The sequence below is a fragment of the Methylocaldum sp. genome, assembly GCF_039794385.1.
GTDB lineage: Bacteria > Pseudomonadota > Gammaproteobacteria > Methylococcales > Methylococcaceae > Methylocaldum.
The window spans coordinates 1-22399 of the sequence record NZ_JBDIVO010000021.1 but is presented as its reverse complement, the minus strand read 5'-3'; the positions used below and the strand labels follow the sequence as shown (position 1 = coordinate 22399).

Annotated in this window: 18 protein-coding genes and 1 pseudogene; 15 read left to right on the top strand and 4 right to left on the bottom strand. The window is 55.4% G+C overall.

All coding sequences use genetic code 11. From position 1 onward, the window contains the following. Positions 1-39 precede the first annotated feature (39 nt). The 11 genes from rpoC to ABJK70_RS03515 all read left to right on the top strand — a co-directional run bounded on the left by rpoC (position 40) and on the right by ABJK70_RS03515 (position 16123). Complete coding sequence (gene rpoC, locus ABJK70_RS03565) at positions 40-4245, top strand: DNA-directed RNA polymerase subunit beta' (protein ID WP_205780990.1); 4206 nt, start codon at positions 40-42, stop codon at positions 4243-4245. Positions 4246-4476: 231 nt separating this feature from the next. Beyond that, positions 4477-5091 carry a cytochrome c gene (locus ABJK70_RS03560; protein WP_086133752.1) on the top strand — a complete coding sequence of 205 codons (615 nt, stop codon included), beginning with the start codon at positions 4477-4479 and terminating at the stop codon, positions 5089-5091. 287 nt (positions 5092-5378) lie between these two features. Then, entirely contained in the window at positions 5379-5870 is a 492-nt protein-coding gene (locus tag ABJK70_RS03555; protein WP_240502618.1) for an ATP-dependent zinc protease, read from the top strand. Between the two features lie 40 nt (positions 5871-5910). After that, entirely contained in the window at positions 5911-7440 is a 1530-nt protein-coding gene (locus tag ABJK70_RS03550) for an inactive transglutaminase family protein (RefSeq protein ID WP_086133751.1), read from the top strand. Positions 7441-7444: 4 nt separating this feature from the next. Further along, positions 7445-8407: an alpha-L-glutamate ligase-like protein gene (locus ABJK70_RS03545; protein WP_086133750.1), complete on the top strand. Its 963-nt coding sequence runs from the start codon at positions 7445-7447 to the stop codon at positions 8405-8407. A 146-nt stretch (positions 8408-8553) separates the two neighbouring features. Beyond that, complete coding sequence (locus tag ABJK70_RS03540) at positions 8554-9642, top strand: PstS family phosphate ABC transporter substrate-binding protein (protein ID WP_240502616.1); 1089 nt, start codon at positions 8554-8556, stop codon at positions 9640-9642. A 78-nt stretch (positions 9643-9720) separates the two neighbouring features. Continuing rightward, the gene (pstC, locus tag ABJK70_RS03535) at positions 9721-11100 is read left to right on the top strand and encodes a phosphate ABC transporter permease subunit PstC (RefSeq protein WP_347257419.1); all 1380 of its coding nucleotides are present in this window, start codon (positions 9721-9723) and stop codon (positions 11098-11100) included. Then, on the top strand, positions 11093-12406 hold the full coding sequence (pstA, locus tag ABJK70_RS03530) for a phosphate ABC transporter permease PstA (protein ID WP_347257418.1): 1314 nt from the start codon (positions 11093-11095) through the stop codon (positions 12404-12406). Before pstC ends, pstA begins: the two co-directional genes overlap by 8 nt. A 105-nt stretch (positions 12407-12511) precedes the next feature. Continuing rightward, complete coding sequence (pstB, locus tag ABJK70_RS03525; protein ID WP_077731937.1) at positions 12512-13345, top strand: phosphate ABC transporter ATP-binding protein PstB; 834 nt, start codon at positions 12512-12514, stop codon at positions 13343-13345. 39 nt (positions 13346-13384) lie between these two features. Further along, complete coding sequence (gene phoU, locus ABJK70_RS03520) at positions 13385-14077, top strand: phosphate signaling complex protein PhoU (RefSeq protein ID WP_166642721.1); 693 nt, start codon at positions 13385-13387, stop codon at positions 14075-14077. 198 nt (positions 14078-14275) lie between these two features. Next, positions 14276-16123, top strand: a complete 1848-nt coding sequence (locus ABJK70_RS03515; protein ID WP_240506863.1) for a hypothetical protein — start codon at positions 14276-14278, stop codon at positions 16121-16123. Between the two features lie 151 nt (positions 16124-16274). Here ABJK70_RS03515 and ABJK70_RS03510 read toward each other — a convergent pair whose 3' ends face one another. From ABJK70_RS03510 to ABJK70_RS03500, 3 genes are all read right to left on the bottom strand, one after another. After that, positions 16275-16562: an RNA-binding protein gene (locus ABJK70_RS03510; RefSeq protein WP_077731935.1), complete on the bottom strand. Its 288-nt coding sequence runs from the start codon at positions 16560-16562 to the stop codon at positions 16275-16277. 202 nt (positions 16563-16764) lie between these two features. Next, a complete protein-coding gene (locus tag ABJK70_RS03505; RefSeq protein WP_086133769.1) occupies positions 16765-17700 on the bottom strand; it encodes a PfkB family carbohydrate kinase in 936 nt (311 codons plus the stop codon). 40 nt (positions 17701-17740) lie between these two features. Further along, on the bottom strand, positions 17741-18622 hold the full coding sequence (locus ABJK70_RS03500; RefSeq protein WP_347257417.1) for an outer membrane protein assembly factor BamD: 882 nt from the start codon (positions 18620-18622) through the stop codon (positions 17741-17743). A 21-nt stretch (positions 18623-18643) separates the two neighbouring features. Here ABJK70_RS03500 and rluD point away from each other — a divergent pair, with 21 nt between their 5' ends. The 3 genes from rluD to ABJK70_RS03485 all read left to right on the top strand — a co-directional run bounded on the left by rluD (position 18644) and on the right by ABJK70_RS03485 (position 21398). Further along, on the top strand, positions 18644-19591 hold the full coding sequence (rluD, locus tag ABJK70_RS03495) for a 23S rRNA pseudouridine(1911/1915/1917) synthase RluD (RefSeq protein WP_205780852.1): 948 nt from the start codon (positions 18644-18646) through the stop codon (positions 19589-19591). Further along, positions 19588-20313, top strand: a complete 726-nt coding sequence (gene pgeF / locus ABJK70_RS03490; RefSeq protein WP_077731933.1) for a peptidoglycan editing factor PgeF — start codon at positions 19588-19590, stop codon at positions 20311-20313. The genes rluD and pgeF overlap by 4 nt, the downstream gene beginning before the upstream one ends. Positions 20314-20564: 251 nt before the next feature. Continuing rightward, entirely contained in the window at positions 20565-21398 is an 834-nt protein-coding gene (locus ABJK70_RS03485; protein ID WP_077731932.1) for a ZIP family metal transporter, read from the top strand. A gap of 17 nt (positions 21399-21415) precedes the next feature. On the opposite strand, the gene ABJK70_RS03480 is transcribed toward ABJK70_RS03485, so the two are convergent. Next, positions 21416-22015, bottom strand: a complete 600-nt coding sequence (locus ABJK70_RS03480; RefSeq protein WP_077731931.1) for an XTP/dITP diphosphatase — start codon at positions 22013-22015, stop codon at positions 21416-21418. A 125-nt stretch (positions 22016-22140) separates the two neighbouring features. Between ABJK70_RS03480 and ABJK70_RS03475 the strand changes: the two are divergent. Next, positions 22141-22399 (top strand): annotated as a pseudogene (locus ABJK70_RS03475) (carbonic anhydrase); the annotation flags it as partial.

Below are 22399 nucleotides of genomic sequence, written 5' to 3'. Positions count from 1 at the left end.
AAGGTCCGGATCGGCAGAACCGAATTTAGGAGAACGTCTGTGAAAGATCTCATTAACTTCTTAAAGCGTCAAAACCAGGCGGAAGAATTCGATAGCATCCGCATCAGTCTTGCTTCGCCCGATATGATTCGGTCCTGGTCTTACGGAGAAGTGAAGAAGCCCGAAACGATCAACTACCGTACTTTTAAGCCGGAGCGCGACGGTTTGTTCTGCGCAAAAATTTTCGGCCCGGTCAGCGACTACGAATGTCTTTGCGGCAAATACAAACGCCTGAAGCATCGCGGCGTCATTTGCGAAAAATGCGGCGTCGAAGTGACTCTGTCCAAAGTCCGTCGGGAGCGCATGGGCCATATCGAACTGGCCAGCCCTGTCGCGCATATCTGGTTTCTCAAATCGCTGCCGTCTCGAATCGCGTTGCTGCTCGACATGACCCTGCGCGAAATCGAGCGGGTGCTCTATTTCGAATCGTATGTCGTTATCGATCATGGCATGACCCCGCTCACGCGCGGCCAGCTCTTGACCGAAGAGGAATATCAGCAGGCGGTACAGACGCACGGCGATGAATTCGTCGCGAAAATGGGTGCCGAAGCGATCTATGAGATGCTGAAGACCATGGATCTCAACGCGGAAGTAGCCACGCTGCGGGAAGAGATCGATTCGACCAATTCCGAAACGAAGATCAAGAAACACACCAAGCGCCTCAAGGCGATCGAATCGCTGATTTCGTCCAACAATCGTCCCGAGTGGATGATTCTGACCGTTTTGCCGGTATTGCCGCCGGAATTGCGTCCTCTGGTTCCGCTCGATGGCGGCCGTTTCGCCACCTCGGACTTGAACGACCTATACCGCCGCGTGATCAATCGCAACAATCGCCTGAAGCGGCTGTTGGATCTCAATGCGCCGGACATCATCGTGCGCAATGAAAAACGCATGCTGCAGGAAGCTGTCGACGCCTTGCTCGATAACGGCCGTCGCGGACGCGCCATAACCGGCTCGAACAAGCGGCCGCTCAAATCGCTAGCCGATATGATCAAAGGCAAGCAGGGGCGATTCCGCCAGAACCTGCTCGGAAAGCGCGTGGACTATTCCGGCCGTTCGGTGATCGTTGTCGGTCCTACCTTGAAGTTGCACCAGTGCGGCTTGCCGAAGAAGATGGCTCTCGAATTGTTCAAGCCGTTCATCTTCAGCAAACTTCAGTTCCGCGGGCTTGCGACCACGATCAAGGCCGCCAAGAAAATGGTGGAAAAAGAAAGCGCGGAAGTTTGGGATATTCTCGACGAGGTGATCCGCGAGCATCCGGTCTTGCTGAACCGTGCGCCTACGCTGCACAGGCTCGGCATCCAGGCTTTCGAGCCGATCCTGATCGAGGGTAAGGCGATCCAGTTGCACCCCTTGGTCTGCACGGCCTTCAATGCCGACTTCGACGGCGACCAGATGGCGGTTCACGTTCCGCTTTCTCTGGAGGCGCAGTTGGAAGCTCGCACGCTGATGATGGCGACGAACAACATTCTGTCGCCGGCCAACGGCGAGCCGATCATCAATCCTACCCAGGACGTGGTGTTAGGGCTCTATTACATGAGCCGCGAAAGAATCGATGCCAAAGGAACCGGCATGTTTTTCGCGGACGTGGCCGAAGTTCAGCGAGCGTTTCAAACCAAGTCAGTCGATCTCCATGCCCGCGTGCATGTTCGGATCCATGAAACCATTGTCGGGGAGAACGGCGAAAGAACGACCGCGTTTAAGCGGGTTGAAACCATTGTGGGGCGCGCGCTGATTTGGACCATCGTGCCGGAGGGAATCCCGTTCGAGATGATCAACCAGGATATGACCAAGAAGGCGATCTCCAGACTGATCAACTACTGCTATCGCACTTTGGGCATCAAAGCCACGGTTGTCTTTGCCGATCAGTTGATGTATCTGGGCTTTTCTCACGCGACCCGCGCCGGCATGTCTTTCGGTGTCGACGACATGGCTATCCCGACTCGGAAGGAAGAAATTATCCGGGCCGCAGAACTGGAAGTTAAGGAGATCCAGAATCAGTATGCTTCGGGTTTGGTGACCGACGGCGAGCGCTACAACAAAGTCGTCGATATCTGGTCGCATGCGAACGACCAAGTCGCTAAGGTCATGATGGAAGGACTGGGTACGGAAAAAGTCGAGATGCCCGATGGACAAACCGCCGAGCAGAAGTCCTTCAACTCGATCTTTATGATGGCCGATTCCGGTGCCCGTGGTTCCGCGGCGCAGATTCGCCAGTTGTCCGGTATGCGCGGCCTTATGGCGAAACCGGACGGGTCGATCATCGAAACGCCCATTACCGCCAACTTCCGGGAAGGATTGGACGTTCTTCAATACTTCATCTCGACTCACGGCGCTCGTAAAGGTCTCGCCGATACCGCGCTCAAGACCGCGAACTCGGGTTATCTCACGCGCCGGCTTGTGGATGTGGCCCAGGATTTGGTCATCACCGAAGACGATTGCGGCACCAATGACGGTTTGCTCATGGCGCCCTTGATCGAGGGCGGCGATGTGGTCGAGCCTCTGGCTGAGCGGGTGCTCGGACGGGCATTGGCCGAGGACGTCAGAGATCCGTCCACTCAGGAGTTGATCCTGACCGCCGGCTCGATCCTGGATGAACACGCCGTGAATGTGCTGGAAGCCCATAGCGTCGACAACGTGCGCGTACGGTCGGTCATCAGCTGCAGAACCCGCTACGGCGTTTGCGCTACGTGTTACGGACGCGATCTGGGGCGTGGCCACAAGGTCAATAGCGGCGAGGCGATTGGGGTTATCGCGGCTCAGTCGATCGGCGAACCCGGCACCCAGCTGACCATGCGCACCTTCCACATCGGCGGTGCGGCATCCCGGTCGGCAGCCATTAGCAACGTGGAAGTGAAATCCGCGGGTACGATCAAGCTGACTAATCTGAAGACGGTCGTCAACAAGGACGGCAACCTGGTCGCCGTCTCGCGGTCGGGTGAAGTCAGCGTGATCGACGAACACGGCCGTGAGCGTGAGCGCTACAAGATCCCTTACGGTGCCGTTTTGTCGGTACGCGAGGGCAGTCCGGTCAGGGCCGGTCAGGTCGTGGTGAACTGGGATCCGCATACCCACCCGGTTGTTACCGAAGTTAAGGGTTACGCCAAGCTGGTCGATTTCATTGAGGGCGTCACGGTTCGCGAGCAATCGGACGAAGTGACGGGCTTGAGCTCCATGGTGGTCATCGATCCCAAGCAGAGAGGTGGCGCGGGCAAGGATTTGCGGCCGATGGTCAAGCTGGTCGATGAGCAAGGGAACGACATTCGGATTCCCTCTACGGAAATCGCGGCCCAATATTTTCTGCCGGCCGGTGCCATCATCGGTATTCACGACGGCGATTTGGTGCAGGTCGGTGACGTCTTGGCGAGGATTCCTCAAGAGTCCAGTAAGACTCGCGACATTACCGGTGGTCTACCTCGAGTTGCCGATCTTTTCGAAGCCCGTAAGACGAAAGATCCGGCAATTTTGGCGGAGGCTACCGGCACCGTCAGCTTCGGCAAGGAGACGAAAGGCAAGCGTCGCATCATTATTACCGATGCCCACGGCCACCAGCATGAAGTGCTCATCCCGAAATGGCGTCACATCACGGTGTTCGAGGGCGAGCATGTGGAACAAGGTGAAACGATAGCCGAGGGCGATCTGACGCCTCACGACATCCTCCGGCTTCGTGGGGTGGCCGAATTGGCATCTTATTTGGTGAAGGAAATCCAGGACGTCTACCGGCTGCAAGGCGTGAAGATCAACGATAAGCACATCGAGGTTATCATTCGCCAGATGCTGAGAAAGGTTGAAATTACGGACCCCGGCGACACCATTTTCCTCAAGGGTGAGCAAGCCGATCGTGCGCGGGTGCTGGAGGAGAACGATAAGGCCGAGGCCGAAGGCAAGATTCCGGCGTGCTACGAGCCGGTTCTCTTGGGTATTACAAAAGCCTCGTTGTCTACCGAGTCGTTTATTTCCGCCGCCTCTTTCCAAGAGACTACTCGTGTGCTGACGGAAGCCGCGATTCGCGGTTTGAGCGACAAGCTCCTCGGGCTGAAGGAAAACGTTATCGTTGGTCGCTTGATTCCCGCCGGAACGGGATTGGCCTACCATCTCGATCGCAAACGCCGGGCGAAGCTCGCGGAGGGCGAGGAAGTCGAAGCGGCAGCAACGATCGATGCGGGTGACGTAGAAGAAGCCTTGAAACAAGCGCTGAGCATGTAGGACGGCATCCAAACGGCGGGCCGATCTCTCAAAATCGGCTTGCCGTTTTTTGTCGAGCGATTGTCAAACAGTGATTTATCAGTAATATAATTCGTTTAACTTTGGGGTCCTCGTTGTCCCCGACATGCTGCCCGGTTCAATCCGGGTTTTTGCTGTCTATGCGGGGGAGCAATTCATCGCGGCGCCTGTTTCGCTAGTTTGATAAGTCCGTAGATTCTTGGAGCACATTGAATGAAAACAAATAATTTGTGGGGCCTGATGGCTGCAGGTTTGGCTGGTGCGTTAATCGTTCCGGGCGTCAATGCGGCCGGAGATCCCGAAGCGGGAAAAACGAAGTTTTATACTTGCGAAGGGTGTCACGGGGTGGCTGGGTACACGAATGCCTATCCCACCTATCATGTGCCGCGCGTCGGGGGGCAGCACGCCGATTATGTCGTTTCAGCGCTTAAGGCTTACCGTTCCGGACAGCGTAAGCACGGAAGCATGCTTGGAAACGCGGCGAACATGAGCGATCGAGATATAGAGGACATCGCCGCTTATATATCGCGGTTCCGTGCAATAAACGTCAAATTGCCCGTTACCGGCAATCCGGCAGTCGGGCAAGGGAAAGCGGAAAGCTGTGGGGGATGCCATGGAGAAGACGGCAATACGACCGATCCGAACTTTCCGCGTCTTGCCGGACAGCATGAGAGCTATCTCATTAAATCTTTGCAGGATTACAAATCCGGGGCCCGGAAAAATCCGATCATGAATGGCATCGCCGAAGGGCTGTCAGAGGAAGATATGAAGGATATCTCCGCTTATTACGCGAGCCAGAAAAAAGGTTTGACGATAGTCGAAGATTAGTCTTGATCCAACTCCCCGGTTTGGATCGATTCTAAATTAGTTTTGCTTTCTTGTACTTGCCGGAGAAGTCAGCTTCGGCAAGTCGTTCCCCGCGTGGTGAATGTGAAGAGTATCTGCGGTCGTGCCATTCTACGCCGTTGGCAGCTATCCGACGCCACCAGCCTCACGTCCTTAATCGTGTTCCGCCGCTCGTCGATTCCCGTTAGCGTAGACGAGTGCTCCAAATCTATAGCTTCGTGATGCGATTCGGCACCTTGATCTTCTTGTTGACACTCTCAATCGCGATTTTGGCTGCCGAGGCGCAATCGGCCGTCCGCGAAAAAGCCGTCATGGGCTGGCTGGAATCCGTGTTTCTCAAGCCATGGAACATCCGCATAACGGCGAAGCTGGATACCGGCGCCAAAACGTCGTCTTTGCATGCCGACAACATCGAGCACTTTACGAAAAATAGTGAGGAATGGGTACGTTTCACGCTGACCGGAACCGACGACGATAAATCCATCACGGTTGAGCGTCCTCTAGTCCGGACTGTTTATATCAAGGAGCGTAAGACACGCGCGACCAAGCGTGACGTCGTGAAGCTGGTGCTGTGCAAGAATGGCAGAAATTACGAAACCGAGTTCACTCTTGTCGATCGGAGCAATTTCAATTACCCGGTGCTTTTAGGCCGAAGTTTTCTCAAAGACGTAGCGCTGGTCGACTCGGGGGACACCTTTTTGTATAAAGCGGATAGCGACCCTTGTGTGTCTAGCGAGTCTGACCAAAACAAAAGCAAATAGACGCACGGTTCGACTGTCACCCTTAACGTAGGATAAATTCTTGCGGAACCTGCACGTTAAGATACTGGCATTGGTCTTGGTGGCCATCGGTGTTTCGCTGTGCTGGTACAAGGTAACCCGGCTCGGTTTGCCTTTGCTGCCTACAGAGCAGGCGGAAGTGTGGACCGTCGAGGCGCGCATCGAATTCAAGGCGAAGCGGGATACGCCGGTAAAGGTGCATTTCTCCATTCCCCGCGCCCCTGTTGGTTACACGGTCGTCGACGAGAACTTCGTATCCAGCAATTATGGCCTGACGACCGAGGATGACGGGACACGGCGCTTCGCTGAATGGGCAGTGCGGCGGGTAAAAGGTTATCAGGTGCTTTATTACCGCATTAATCTGGCCCGCGATCCGATGGCGACCTTGCCTTCCGCAATCTCTTCGGTACCCAGTGTACAGGCATCCGAGTTTCCGGAGTTGATGCGTTCGGCCGCATGGGCCTTGCTGGACGAGGTGCGCAGCAAATCCGCCGATGCCGCTACGTTTGCCCGTGAGCTGTTGTTGCGCCTTAATGCGCCGACTCCCGATCCTAACGTCGTTTTGCTCAGGCAGGACATCCAGGGTTCCGAAGACTGGGTTCGCCGAGTCATAAATTTGCTGGCTGCCGCGGATGTTCCGGCGCGAATGACACATGTCCTGATTCTCAGGGACGGTATCAGTCACGGCGCCTTGACGCCTTGGCTGGAAATCTTCGACGGTGTCGGTTGGCTGCCGTTCGGTCCGGAAACGGGTGAAACCGGATTTCCCAAAGAAGCCGTCGTGTGGCATTTGGGAGATTCTCCGGTGCTCGAGGTAACGGGCGGCAAGCATGCCAAAGTCGAATATTCGGTGAGAAAACATACTCAGGACATGACCCTAGTAGCCGAGCAGCGAGCGCGGCAGATGGGTTCGCGCATCATGGAGTTTTCTCTGTTCAGCCTTCCGGTACAAACTCAAAACGTCTATCGCGTGCTGCTCTTGGTGCCGGTAGGCGCGTTTTTTATCGTGTTCTTGCGCAATGTCATCGGCATCAAAACGTTCGGTACCTTTATGCCGGTTTTGATCGCGTTGGCTTTTCGAGAGACCGAACTCTTATGGGGCGTGATGCTTTTTTGCGTACTCGTGGCGTCGGGACTCCTCATCCGCTTCTATCTGGAATATCTAAAGCTTCTATTGGTTCCCCGTTTGGCGTCGGTGCTGATCATCGTTATCTTGCTGATGGCGACGGTCAGCTTATTTAGCCACAAATTGGGTATAGATCGTGGTCTTTCGATAGCCCTGTTCCCGATGGTGATTTTAGCGATGACCATAGAACGAATGTCTCTGGTTTGGGAAGAGTCGGGTCCTGCCGAAGCCCTGAAACAAGGACTGGGAAGTCTGCTGGTTGCTTCGCTTGCCTATCTCATTATGAGCAGTAAAACCCTCGGACATCTCGTGTTTGTGTTCCCGGAAATCCTCTTGGTGGTACTCGCTATGACCTTGTTGCTCGGACGCTATACCGGTTATCGCCTGACCGAGCTATGGCGTTTCAGAGCGGCGCTGAGACGATAGGCATATGGGATTTTGGAGCATTCGATTTCCTTGGGAGCGCCTGCGCGGCCAGGGAATTATGGGAATGAACGAACGCAATGCTGATTTCATTCTCCCGTATAATCCCCGCCGCTATTTTCCCTTGGTCGATGACAAGTCCAAAACCAAAGCGCTTGCTTTGAGCGCTGGCATTGCCGTGCCGAAACTGTACGGAATCGTCGAGATCGAACATCAAATCGAGAAGTTAAGGGAGATGGTCGAGCCGTATGAGGATTTCGTCATCAAGCCGGCGCACGGCAGCGGCGGCGAGGGAATCCTGATCATCGTCGGCCGCCAAAACGGACGCCATCGAAAAGCCAGTGGCGCTTTGGCCAATGATGATGAAGTGGGGCATCACATTTCCAATATCTTGAGCGGTATGTACAGTCTGGGCGGGTTGCCCGATTCGGCGTTGATCGAATATCGGGTCAAATTCGACCCGATATTCGATCAGATCAGCTATCAGGGCGTGCCGGACATCCGAACAATCGTGTTCCGAGGGGTGCCGGTGTTGGCCATGATGCGGCTGCCGACGCGATTATCCGACGGCAAGGCGAATCTCCATCAGGGTGCCATTGGGGTCGGGATAGATTTGGCGAGTGGGCGAACGTTTTCCGGTGTCTGGCGCGAAACGCCCATTGATCAGCATCCGGATACGGGAGGCAAGCTAGCCGGATTGGAAATTCCGTATTGGAGTGAAATTCTTGCGCTGACGGCGCGCTGTCACGATTTGGTCAAGTTGGGGTTTATCGGTGTCGATATTGTTTTGGATAAGAATTTTGGTCCATTGATGCTTGAAATTAACGCTAGACCGGGCTTGAGCATTCAGCTCGCCAATAAAATCGGCATTCTGCCTCGTTTGCGCCAAGTCGAACGTATGGCTGAAATACCGCTTTCTGTAGAGGACCGAGTCGAGCTGGCACAAAACCTGGCCACTTCAAATCCATAGTTTTTCGGCCTCGAGTTGATTGGGGCACACTTTTGTAGGTTGATGAGATCTAAATACGGCGTTCGGACCCATGGCGGATTGAAATATTACGGTAACAATTCTTTGTTAAAAATGTCCTGCTGTGAGGCGATTTCCGGAATCTAGCCGTGGTTGATATTCAGTTTACGATGGGGGATCTAGTGAAAAATAAATTCTTGGGGTTCGCAGCGGTCATCTCGATGGCGCTGTTCGGCGCTAAGGCACACGCCGAAGCAGCCCGCGATTACATCAGTATTGTGGGTTCTTCGACTGTTTATCCGTTTGCGACGGTAGTCGCGGAACAATTCGGGAGAGGCGGCAAATTCAAGACTCCAAAAATCGAGTCGACCGGAACCGGCGGCGGCATTAAGCTTTTCTGCAGCGGTGTTGGCGTTCAATACCCCGATATCGCCAATGCGTCACGTCCGATGAAAAAGGCCGAGTTGGCTGCCTGTCAGAAAGCCGGCGTAAAAGAAATTACCGAGGTGAAAATCGGTTATGACGGGATTGTGTTGGCCCACGCCAAGTCAGCGGAGGCGATGGAGTTGACGCGCCGCGAAGTGTTTCTGGCGCTCGCCAAGAAAGTGCCCGATCCATCCTGCCAAGAATGCGACAAACTGGTAGATAATCCGTACAAGACTTGGAACCAAATCAATCCGGCTTTGCCGAATGTCAAGATCGAAGTGCTGGGGCCGCCGCCGACTTCCGGTACACGAGACGCCTTTGCCGAGTTGGCGCTGGAAGGCGGCTGTCAGACCTTCAAATGGATTAAGGCTTGGAAAGAAAAGGACGAAGCACAGTATAAAGGAATTTGCCAAACGGTCAGGGAGGACGGCGCGTACATCGAGGCGGGCGAAAACGACAATTTGATCGTTCAAAAGCTGAATGCCAACCCCAAAGCTTTAGGTATATTCGGTTTCAGTTTCTTGGACCAAAATGGCGACAAAATTTCAGCCATTCCCATGGATGGAATCGCACCGGATTACGACACTATCTCGGCCCAACAATATCCTGTTTCCCGGCCGATGTTCTTTTATGTTAAAAAGGCCCACGTCGGCGTGATTCCGGGAATCGAAGCTTATGTCGCGGAGTTTACGAGCGAGAAAGCCATGGGGGAGGAAGGCTATCTGACGGATAAAGGTCTGATTCCTTTGCCTAATAGCGAGCGCAAGGAGGTTGCACAGAATGCAAAGAGTTTGAAGAACTACTCGATGTGACGAAAGTTATTCGAGAAGCGATATTTCAGCGACCGGGTTGCAATCCCGGTCGCTTGTTTTTCGAGGGCTTGCCTTAGAATGCAGAAATCCACACTTCTGTTCCTGCTTGTATTGCTAAGTGCGGCCGCCTACCACATCGGTCGCCGGCGGTCTCTACAAGTGGCCGGTGGAACGGTCAGGAGTCTTCACTCGTTACCGAGTTATTACGGCTATTATGCTGCGCTTTGGTGTGGAATTCCGGCGTTATTGGTCTTGTTTTTATGGACCGCCTTTGAAAATTCGATCGTAATCCAACTGGTTGTTTCGGCACTCCCGGAAGAATTGAGCTCGGCCCCACCGGATCGGATCGGCTTATTGGTCAACGATATTCGGAATGTTGCAAGCGGCGCCGTTGCAGGGGAGATCGAGCCAGCCGTCGAGGCTGCGGCAAATCACTATCTTAGGCTCAAGGATACGAGTAATCGTTTACTGAGCGTATTGGCCACTTTCGTGGCTATCACCGGAGCCGCCTACGCTCGCCAACGAATCAGCAAAGAACATCGAGCCCGGAACCACGTGGAAAAATCGATAACGGTTTTTCTGATCGTTTGCTCGACCCTTGCCGTTTTTACGACGATCGGCATCGTTTTATCGGTTCTTTTCGAATCGATCCGCTTTTTTAAAGAAGTACCCATTACCGAATTTTTGTTCGGCTTGGATTGGAGCCCGCAGATGGCTATCCGGGAGGATCAAGTCGGTTCTTCCGGGGCTTTTGGCGCCGTGCCTCTATTCGTAGGCACTCTGTTGATCTCCTTGATCGCAATGATGGTGGCGGTTCCGGTCGGTTTGCTCTCGGCCATCTATCTATCGGAATACGCTAGTCCCAGATTCCGTGCCACGGCCAAGCCGCTTCTGGAAATTCTTGCCGGTATACCTACCGTTGTTTATGGCTTCTTCGCGGCGCTGGTGGTTGCCCCGTTCGTTCGCGATCTGGGTGTGCGGATCGGTCTGGACGTATCGTCTGAAAGCGCGCTGGCTGCGGGGTTGGTCATGGGCATCATGATTATTCCGTTCGTGTCGTCGCTTTCCGATGACTTCATCAACGCCGTGCCTCAATCGCTTCGCGACGGCGCTTATGCATTAGGTGCGACCCAATCCGAGACGATTAGGCAGGTGATCATACCGGCGGCGCTTCCAGGCATAGTGGGTGGTGTTCTGTTGGCGGTGTCACGCGCCATTGGCGAAACCATGATCGTGGTTATGGCGGCAGGGCTCACGGCCAATCTCACGGCTAATCCTCTGGCGGCTGTCACCACCGTCACAACCCAAATCGTAACCCTGCTGGTTGGCGATCAGGAATTCGACAGTCCAAAAACCTTGGCGGCTTTCGCTCTCGGACTGGTGCTCTTTTTGGCGACCTTGGCGCTGAACATCATCGCTCTGCATATCGTGCGCAAGTATCGGGAACAGTATGAATGAGATCTGTGAAATTTCGGGGGGCTCTTCATCCGACCGGACTATCGATGTCGTCCATGCTAGCCTGGTCAAACGGCGACAGGCGGAGAAGCGTTTCCGACTTTATGGGCTCTTGTCCATTGTTGTCGGTTTGTGTTTCTTGGTCCTTCTATTCGGAAGCATCATCGCCAGGGGGTATACGGCTTTTCAACAAACGTCGATCGCGCTGGACGTCTATTTCGATCCCCAACTCATCGATCCTGACGGTAGACGCGACCCGTCCGCTCTCATGGAAGCGGATTATGACCGGCTTTTGAAAAACGCTCTGAGCTCGATGTTCCTCGACGTGAAGGAGCGCCAGGCAAAGAGAGCGCTTTATAGCCTCTTGAGTGCAGGCGCTTCCTACGATCTCCGCGACCTTGTTTTGGCCAACCCGGAGCTCATCGGCAAGACTCAGAAGGTGTGGATTTCCGCCGACGACGATACCGACATGCTTGTGAAAGGGCAGTTGGGACGGACCGGAGCGGAGGGCGAGCGACGCATCAAAGATAATCAAATCGCCTGGATTGATAAGCTCGAGGCTGATGGCCGTATCAAGAAATCGTTCAACACGGCCTTCTTTACGTCGGGCGACTCGCGGGAGCCGGAGTTGGCGGGGATATGGGGCGCCGTGATGGGGTCTTTGTTTACGCTCTTGGTAACCCTCAGTCTCTCGCTACCGATCGGCATGGCCGCGGCGATTTATTTGGAAGAGTTCGCGCCGCGGAATCGTTGGACCGATCTCATCGAGGTCAATATCAATAATCTGGCGGCGGTTCCATCGATCGTATTCGGTTTGCTCGGGCTTGCGGTATTCATCAACTTCTTCGGGCTGCCGCGATCGTCGCCGTTGGTCGGCGGCTTGGTGCTGACCTTGATGACCCTGCCCGTTATCATCATTGCCGGACGGTCCGCTTTGAAGGCCGTTCCGCCGTCGGTGCGGGAAGCTGCGCTGGGCGTGGGTGCTTCCCCGATGCAGATGGTGTTCCATCACGTTCTTCCATTGGCTGTTCCCGGGATGATGACGGGGGCTATTATCGGCATGGCGCGTGCGCTGGGTGAAAGCGCTCCGCTCCTCATGATCGGTATGGTGGCGTTCATTGTCGACGTCCCCCAAAGCATCATGGAGCCTTCGACGGTTCTTCCGGTGCAAATCTATCTTTGGGCCGATAGTCCGGAGCGTGCCTTTGTCGAGCGTACATCGGCGGCCATCATGGTTTTGCTGGTGTTTTTGATTTTTATGAACGGCTTGGCGGTTTATATCCGCAAGCGCTTTGAGCGACGCTGGTAATCACTAAGAACGCGCTTTCACCAAACGGTCGGAAAGATAATAGGTCGAGGTATGAATTCATTTATGGAATTTAAGACGTCGGTATCGCACAGAGAGCCGCCACGAATGAAAGTCCGCGAAAGAATTTCGGAAGCTTCCTTCAACCGGGAATATTCACACACGGTCGGTGAAATTACTTCACCGAATTCACGCATCGTATGCCGCAACGTAAACGTCTATTACGGTGAAAAGCACGCCATTCAAGATGTTGGTCTCGATATCGGCCGCAATGAAGTGATTGCGCTTATCGGGCCGTCCGGATGCGGCAAGTCGACCTTTATCCGATGTCTCAACCGAATGAACGACACCATCCCGGGGTGCCGAGTCACGGGGCAAATCGTACTCGACGGTCAGGATATCTATGACGGCTCGCTCGATGTGGTGCCGTTACGCGCTCAAGTCGGCATGGTGTTCCAAAAACCCAATCCGTTTCCGAAGTCTATTTTCGAGAACGTGGCCTACGGACCGCGGATTCATGGTTTGGTTTCCTCGAAGGCGGAGCTCGAAGAAGTGGTGGAGACGTCCTTGAGGCGCGCGGGCCTTTGGGACGAGGTCAAGGATTATTTGCATCAGCCGGGGACCAGCCTGTCGGGCGGACAGCAGCAAAGGCTCTGCATCGCGAGGGCGATCGCGGTCAACCCCGAGGTGATTCTGATGGATGAGCCGTGCTCGGCGCTAGATCCGATCGCGACGGCCAAGATCGAGCAACTGATTGACGAGCTTCGCTCGCATTACACGATCGCGATCGTAACGCACTCCATGCAGCAGGCGGCGCGCGTTTCGCAGCGGACGGCCTATTTTCATCTCGGCCGGCTGATCGAAGTGGGCGAAACGGCGCAGATTTTTACGAATCCCCGCCATCAGTTGACCGAGGATTACATCACCGGACGTTTCGGTTGATGAAACGGAATCCGGCCATGAACCGAGATGGGAGACGCGATGACAACTCAGGGTGAAGGGCACATCGTCAAACGCTTTGACGGCGAGTTGAGCCAGCTTCATTACCGCATCGTCGAAATGGGCGGGTTGGCATTGTCTCAGCTCAAGGATGCATTGCGGGCGATCAAGACCAAAGACATGGCGTTGGCCAGCAAGATCGGTCAGCGCGAGAACGAGCTCGATCTTCTCGAAGTGGAGACCGATGGGACTATTGTGGAGGTTCTTGCGCGCCGCTGCCCCGTTGGCGGGGATCTTCGGATGATCATGGCGGTGTCGAAGGGCGTTACCGATTTGGAACGTATCGGCGACGAAGCGATGAGGGTTGCGAACATCGCCCTGCAAATCTATGGAAACGATACCAGCGACCCGAACGAGCATCTGCTGCGCGATGTGCACGTCATGGGGCAAATGGCGGTCGATGCGCTGGAAAAAGCTTTGGATGCGTTCGACCGGTCCGATGAAGACGCGGCCCGAGACATCATCGCCCATCACCGCGCGTTCGAGGATGAGTTCGAGGCGAGCTTAAGGCGGTTGATGACTTATATCATGGAGGATTCCCGAAACATCGGTTTCGCGATCAACACGGTGTTGGCCGTCAAGGCCTTGGAGCGTGTCGGCGCCCATGCGCAGAATCTTGCCGAGTATGTCGTTTTTCAGATTAAGGGAAAAGACGTCAGGCACCAAAGTCCATGATGGCTCGCCCATTGCGATAGACCGCCGTCGGCTGGATATGCCGGCAATGACACGGTATAGTCCTATGCTGAAGCGCAACTCTTTCTAAAGCAGCGCATGCCTTAACCCTCATCTTCTTTTAGCGATCGCGCCCGTATTACTACGGTTTTTCGGCCGGTGGCGTTAACCGAAGCCGGTAGTGTGCGCCAATATACACAGATGCCAAAATCGACAATTCCACGAACCTTCGTATTCGAACGAAGGCTGATCGCTTTGCGACGTCTTGTGCTCCTCCGTTCCAGTTTGACTCGATTCGCCGCCGCGGGAGTGTTAATCCTCTCGGGGTGTGCCGGAACGCGGGAGGTTTCCATCGATTATCCGGAGACGGAATCGGCAGAACTGCGCGCCTTGCCGGGCATGTCTGCGGTGCAGGGCGATGATTTCTATGTTCAACTGATTTCCGAATTCGAATTCGAGCGCGATGCAAGCCGCGGACAGCCATGCCAGGACTTCGGCAGAAGCTATCAGAAGGGCGGTACCTCGGCCGCACTTTTATTCCAAATCAGAAACGATAAGCTCAAGCTTTACCAGGAAGTGCCCGCGCTCGTTTATCAGACGGCGGCCGGAGAGTGCAGCTTTACCTTCAATGCCAAGAAAGTTTATCTGACGCCTTGGATGAGGCTCGATACCGCCGAAGACACCCAAATCGACTTCAGTTTCGTCAATAGTTTGAACAGCGACGTCGATTTCGCCAAGCTGGCGAGCGATGTCGGCACGGCGAGTGGCGTGCTGGCCCTCACCGGAGCGGGAGCCGGTGTGGCCCTCGTGGGGCAGCTTGCCTCGGGGTGGATGCTGAATAACGAGAATCGGTCTGCGGAAATGACGCAGGCAGATGCTTCAGGGAGTCAAAGCAGGCGTGAGACACATTCGCTTCCAGCGGCCATTACGCTGAACAACCAGGGAGGCATCGTCAATAAAACCCGATTTGTCATCCGTGAGATTTCGGACAGTCCCGTCGCAATCCTGGGCACCGATGCAAAGGCTTTGGGCGAGGTCAGGGTCCATGGCGCCTTGCGCTCGTCCCTCCTGATGAAGATCAATCCGGACGGATTGCCGGATGCGAGAGATCTCTCTCTCGAAGAGCTTTGGCGCTCGAAAATGCAGGGGGGATCAGCGAATGGGACCTTGTTGAAATACATCGCCGAGGCGGATCATCCCGATCGCCCGAATCTTCAGCCGAACTGGGACAGTTATAAGGACGTCGAGAGCAGTTGTCGGAAGCTCAAGGTCGTGATGAAAGATCTCGGCTTCAATAAATTCGACCGCAATGCCGTGCTTTACTACTTCTTGGATAAGAGCGCCGATTGGAGGAACTACAACGTGCCGGGGCAACAAGTTCTCAGCGGAACTGTTCCCAATAGCCAGTTACAGCAGTACCGGGCTAAGGGCTTCGGCGGATGCTTGGCCTCGGAAGACTATGAGACGATGAAAAAAATGGGGTTGTCGGTCAATTCCGAGGAGGATTGGCGAGGAATCTTGCAACAGACCCAAGAGAAAGAAAGTTATTTCGCTGCCATTCGCTCCGTGGAGCGCCAACTCACCGCGGCGATGACGAACTCCGATCCTGCGGTGGCCGAGCGTCAATTGTTTCCTTTAATTGCGTCCGACGAAAAGGGGACGGGCACCGTATTGCTACAAAACCATCTCGCGGATTTCGGTCTCGAACAGATATTGAATGTTCCGGCCGTGCCGGGGGCCGGGATTGTAGCAACGTCGGCGCAATTGGCTCAGGTTTTTTCGGCACTTCAGATTGATGCCTTGAGCTGCGCCCGACCTGCATTCGAGCAGGGGCGACCGCTCAAAAACTTGGCGATTATGCTTTTTGCGACAAGAATCGGGAGTCCTTTGGCTAAAGGCGGAGCCCTGGAGTTCGAGTTTGACGGCGGAAAGGTCAAACGCATTGCTTTCCAGCATCCGGTCTATCGCGATCATTTGCAGAATTTGCGCGACTATCCGGACCTGGGTGGTTGCAGAGTCGACGCCGGATTCGTAGAGCGGCTTAACTGAATATCCGTGAAGCCGCGCAGCTCATGCGCGTTTGATAATAAATTGATTCCTGGGCACATTTAGCGGCGCAGGACGATCGGCCCGCAACGGGGCTAAAACGCCGTCTCGTGTTCCAAAGAGTTGGAATGTGGAGACGGCGCGTTTTTAGCCGTCAAATGTGCCGGGCGCGCCGAGGCGGAAAATTCGACTGGCTTTCGGAGCGAGGGCGTGCCTCGTTTACCCGGATATTACGCCCCTTGAGATCGGCGCCATCTAGCTGCTTGATAGCCTCTTCAGCGCTAGCCCGATCCGACATTTCTACAAAGCCGAAGCCCTTGGAGCGACCTGTAAGTTTATCCATCACGACGTTCGCGCTGGTAACCTCGCCAAAGCGTTCGAATGCTTCACGCAATTCCTCGCTGGTGACTTGATAGGACAAATTGCCGACGTAGATATTCATCGAAAACACCTGTTCATCACTTCGTGCCATTTCCTTATTAAATACATCAGCTGCTTAACGAATGGCACTAAGATCAAGAACTGATGATCGACTCCCTCTACGGAGCCAAATTGGCGGCCTATACACCCATTCATACCCGGTAATGGAGAAAGGCTGAACGTATCCCGAGATTCCATAAGCTTCAAAGGGAAGTTGTCCGATGTCAATAACTCGGTGATTGTTTCTGATTTTTCAAGAACAGTTCGACCGTTTCCCGATCGGGAATGCCTGGTCGCGCGCCCTCCTTGGTACAGCAAAGGGCGCCGGCGGCGCTGGCGTAGTGCAAGATATCCTGCCAATTTTGGCCGCTTGCAAGGGCGGCGGCGAATGCTCCGTGAAACGCATCGCCGGCTCCGGTAGTATCCACGGCCTTTACCGGAAATGCAGGGAGGTTTCCCGACTCGACGCCCTTCTTCCAGATCAGCCCATTTTCGCCCAAGGTTATGACGACTGCGGGTGAGCGTTCGGCCAAACGATTCAAAGCCTGCGCCGGATCGTCATCATCCAGCCATTGCCGCGCGAATTTTTCCGAGCACACCAGGAAGTCCACCGAGAACATCAGCGCGTCGGTTCCCTTGTGCAAAGAGCCGGCGTCCAGGACCGTGGGAATGTTTCTGGACTTCGCCCAGGCACACAATGGTTCGGAGAGGGCGGGCTCGTGCCCGTCAAACAAGATGACTTTCGGCGTAACGTCCGAAAAATCGATGCTGTCCGCCGGCAAAGGCGCCCTGGCGCCCTTGTAATTGACCAGAGCCCGCTTGCCGTCCGGTTTTATCAGAATTGCGGACAATGGCGTGGGCGACGCGCCGCGGACGATGAGATCGGTAGACACGTTCTCCCGTTGCAATTCCTCGAAATGGATTTGTCCATAGGGGTCGTTTCCCAAATAACCGGCAAAAGCCGCGTTATAGCCGAGACGCGCTACGGTTACGGCCGCGTTCGCGGCCGGACCGCCGCCGCAGGACATCAGGGATTCGGCGAAGATTTTTTCGTCCGCTTCAGGATGGTGCGGTACGGAAAAGATGAGGTCGTACGATGCGTGTCCAACGCACAATACGTGAATATTTTGGCTTTCAATTTTAGGGGAGGGTGTGTTCATCCTTGTGAAGCTCATCCTATCCACCGAACGAAGCGGAAGCCTATTTTTCCAAACCGAGAAAGTTCCACAAGCGCTCCATGGCAGACGGCTCGTAAACCAGATCTTTAGCCTGGCCGGGAACGCCTTGGGCATAATTGAATGCGTAGACGCGAGCCGCATCGTCGGCCAATTCCTTCATATCCAGCTTGCGGTAGGCCTGTTCCATGATCTGCAAAGCCACGGGCACGGCCGGAGTACGCTGATAGTTGCGAATGATTTCGGCGCAGCGCCTGGCCGCCGCAAGATAGGCCCCACGTCGCATGTAAAAGTCGGCAACGTGAACCTCGTACATGGCCAGATTGTTTCTTAACGACACCATACGTTGCTTGGCGTCGTCCACATAGCGGCTCTTGGGGAACTTGGCAATCAGTTCTTCGAATTCTCTGTAGGCATCGCGAGCCGATCCAGGGTCACGCTGCGACGAGTCCGTCGGCAGAAAACGATCAACAAAGCTTATGCCTCGGTTATAATTGACCAAGCCCCTGAGGTAATAGGCGTAATCGACGTTCGGGTGAGTCGGATTGAGCTTGATGAAGCGGTCGGTGGCGGCAAGAGCGGAATCGGGCTCGTCGTTTTTGTAGTAAGCGTAGGCGATGTCGAGTTGCGCCTGAGTCGCATATTTGCCGAACGGATAACGAGCTTCCAGTTTCTCGTATAATTTCACCGCTTTTTCGTAACGTTTTTCCGTCAGCGCCTTTTTGGCCTCGGTGTAAAACTGCTCCGCGGTCCAGTCGGCGTATTCATCCCTTTCTTCGCGAGTGGTAGAACAGCCGAATAGCAGTATGGCAAAGGCGAGCGGCCAAAGAACGAAGCGCACAGGCCGAAAAAAAGTGAAAAAAGACGACATGATAGGAGCGGCAGTCTTAACGCTCGCAGTATACATTGAATTATCTATCCCATAGAAGTGAATTCCACCCGCGTTCTTACCGCCGAAATTCCTCCATCGCTAGCCGGCCGTCGCCTGGATCAAGCTCTAAGCGAACTGTTTCCGGATTTTTCCAGAAATCGTCTGCAAAGCTGGATCAAAAACGGGGCTGCCCGAGTCGATGGGGCCGTTTTGTCTCCGAAGCACCGGATTCTGGGCGGCGAACGGGTGGTCCTGCATGCTGAAGTCGAGGAGACCACGGCCGTCGAGAGCCAGGATATCCCACTTGCGATCCTTTACGAGGACGACGCGGTCCTGATCATCGACAAGCCCGCGGGTCTGGTCGTGCACCCGGCGGCCGGCCATCGTGACGGAACTCTGCAAAATGCTTTGCTGCATCATGCCCCTGGGCTGGCCGGTATTCCGCGTTGCGGTATCGTTCACAGGCTGGACAAGGATACCAGCGGATTGTTGATGGCCGCCAAGACCTTGTCCGCGCACAAATCGCTGGTGGAGCAGCTCCAGACTCGGACCGTGCATCGGGAATACCTGGCCTTGGTGCAGGGTGCCATCACCGCCGGCGGAACAGTGGACGAGCCGATCGGCCGGCATCGCACCGATCGGAAGCGCTTCGCCGTCCGCGAGGAAGGCAAGCCTGCCGTCACTCATTACCGCATCGCCGAGCGCTTCCCCCACCACACCCTGCTTCGGGTAAAGCTCGAAACCGGGCGTACCCATCAGATTCGCGTCCATATGGCCCATATCCATCATCCGCTGGTCGGCGATCCGGTGTACGGCGGTCGGCTCAAGATACCGGCCGGCGCGAGCGAAGAGCTGATCACAGTCATCCGAAATTTCAAAAGACAGGCCTTGCATGCCGAAAAGCTCGGGATCATTCACCCCGCAACCGGTGAGTACACGGAGTGGCAGTCGCCACTCCCTGCGGATTTCTCCGGTCTGCTTGCGGCATTGAGAGAACAGGCATGAGCCGATTCTGGATCGAACCCGAGTGGCCCGTGCCGCCCGGCGTCCGGGCGGCGAGCACGTTGCGCCGGGGCGGGGTGAGCATAGGCCCATATCGGAGCCTCAACCTCGGCGCTCACGTCGGGGACGAGCCGAGTCGGGTCTCGGAAAACCGGCATCGGCTGCGGGAGGCCTTGAGCCTGCCCGCGGAACCCGTGTGGCTGAATCAAGTGCACGGAAAACACGTCATTCGGGCCGACGTATCGACCTATCGAAGCGCGGATGCCGCATTCACATGCCAAACCGGCATCGTTTGCACGGTCATGACGGCGGATTGCCTCCCCGTTTTGCTGTGTTCGAAGGAAGGCGATCGGGTCGCGGCGGTGCACGCCGGCTGGAAAGGGCTTGCGGCGGGCGTCATCGAAGCCGCCGTCGAAGCGCTTGAAGGCGATGATTTGTTGGCGTGGCTCGGGCCTGCAATCGGTCCGGACGCGTTCGAGGTAGGTCATGAGGTCCGGGAGACCTTCGTCCGCAAGAGAGCGGCATTCGCCGCCGCGTTTTGCCAAACGGAGAACGCAAAATGGCTGGCGGATCTTTATCACCTCGCACGTATCGTACTGAACGATGTCGGAATTTCGGCAATCTACGGCGGGGGCTTTTGCACTTTCGGTAATGCCGACGATTTTTTTTCCTATCGCCGCGACCGCGTGACGGGCCGCATGGCTACGTTGATCTGGCGCGAATAAATAAACCTAGAAACAGCGGTTGACCGCTTAAATAACTAGAAAAGTTCCATGAATCCTTATTGCCCTACCTTCTACCTACGTCACCGTTTGGGTGACGCCGCTACGTACCAGATTGCACGGCAGGCGGACCGGCTGGCGGCGTTGCTCCTCCTCGCGGGAGAATACCCCGCCGCGTCGTCGCGCCTTGCTATCCGGTCCGCCTGCCGCACACTCGGGCACGTCCAACCGCCGCTTCTAGGTTTAAATAAGACATGAACCTTCTCCTCTGGATAATTATTTTTACCTTGATCGGCGGCGTTTTGAGCGTCCTTGCGGCATCGCTGTTCCTGATGATTCCCGACCATCATCATCCCCGCGTGCTCCCTCACGGCATCAGCTTCGCCTTGGGCGCGTTATTGAGCGTGGCGTTTCTGGATCTTTTGCCCCATGCTGTCGAAACGGTCGGCACGGAGCAGTCGGAGAGCGTCTTCGCCGCCGTTCTTCTCGGAATCTTGGCGCTATTTTTGTTGGAAAAACTGCTGCTTTGGCGGCATTGCCACGCCGGCGACTGCGAGACGCATACGGACGACCACTTTCACCAGCCGGCCGGCACTCTCATCGTATTGGGCGACGGTATCCACAATTTCGTGGATGGCGTGCTGATCGCCGCGGCTTTTCTTACCGATGTACATTTGGGGATAGTCACGAGCCTGGCGGTGTTCGCCCATGAGATTCCCCAGGAAGTGGGCGATTTCGCGATCCTTTTGAAAAGCGGTTATAGCCGTCCCAAGGCCTTGCTCTACAATCTGCTGTCCAGCTTGGCGACTCTGCTGGGCGGTGTCCTGGCGTATTACAGCTTGGAAAATCTGCGCGAGGCGCTGCCTTATTTCCTCGCCTTGGCGGCATCGAGTTTCATTTATGTAGCGGTTGCGGACCTGATTCCCAGTTTGCACCACCGCACCAATGCCAGTGCCGCATTTCAACAAATCGCCATGATCAGTGCCGGCGTGCTGCTGATCTTTTCGGCGCATGCCTATACCGAGGAATTTCATAAAGATCATTCCCCCGAGGCTGTTTCATCGAAATGCCCCGCCATCGTCCCGTAGGAATATCGGCCGAACGCTCATTTAGCCGAATCGCGCATTTGCGCCACGAGTTCCCGCAGAGCTTTGCCGCGGTGGCTTAGGCGATTTTTTTCGTCCGGGGACAATTCGGCCGAGGTGCAGTTTTTTTCCAGCACGAAAAACAGCGGATCGTAACCGAAGCCTCCTTTGCCGCGCGGTTCGCGCAGAATGATGCCTTCCCATACGCCTTGTCCGATCAATGGGCTCGGGTCCTGCGCGTGGCGCAGAAAAACCATGACGCAGCGAAATCGGGCGGTCCGCTCGGCGTCCGGAATATTCTCCAGTTCGCGGAGCAGCTTGGCGTTATTTTCGGCATCGTTCGCGCCGGGGCCGGCATATCGGGCCGAGAAAACGCCGGGCGCGCCGCCCAAGGCGTTGACTTCCAGTCCCGAATCATCGGCTATGGCGGGCAGGCCGGAAAGCTGGCTGGCGTGCCGAGCTTTCAGAATCGCATTCTCGACAAAGGTCAATCCGACCTCCTCGATATCCGGGACTCCGAAAGCGGATTGCGGTACGATCTCTATGTCATCGTTTGCTAATATGGCCTGGATTTCGCGGACCTTTCCGGGGTTATTGCTGGCGAGCAGGATTTTTTTCATCGTCGGCTTGTCTCACGATGGCGGGCCGAATCGCTTTCCGGGAAGGGGGCGTATCAGCCGGTGCGTCGGCTGCTGCTTGAGCAGGCGGCGTCATAAACAATAACAATCTCAGAGGAGAAAAAGATATGAGCCAAATCTTGAACGAAGTGCTCAGCGCTAATCAAGCGTACGCGGCGAGTTTCAACAAGGGCCATCTTCCCTTGCCGCCGGGGCGGCATTTCGCGATCCTGACCTGTATGGACGCGCGCCTCGATCCTGCCAAGTACGCCGGTCTTACCGAGGGCGACGCCCACGTGATCCGCAATGCCGGCGGACGGGCCAGCGACGACGCCATCCGTTCCCTGGTGATCTCCTACAAGCTGCTCGGCACCCGCGAATGGTTCG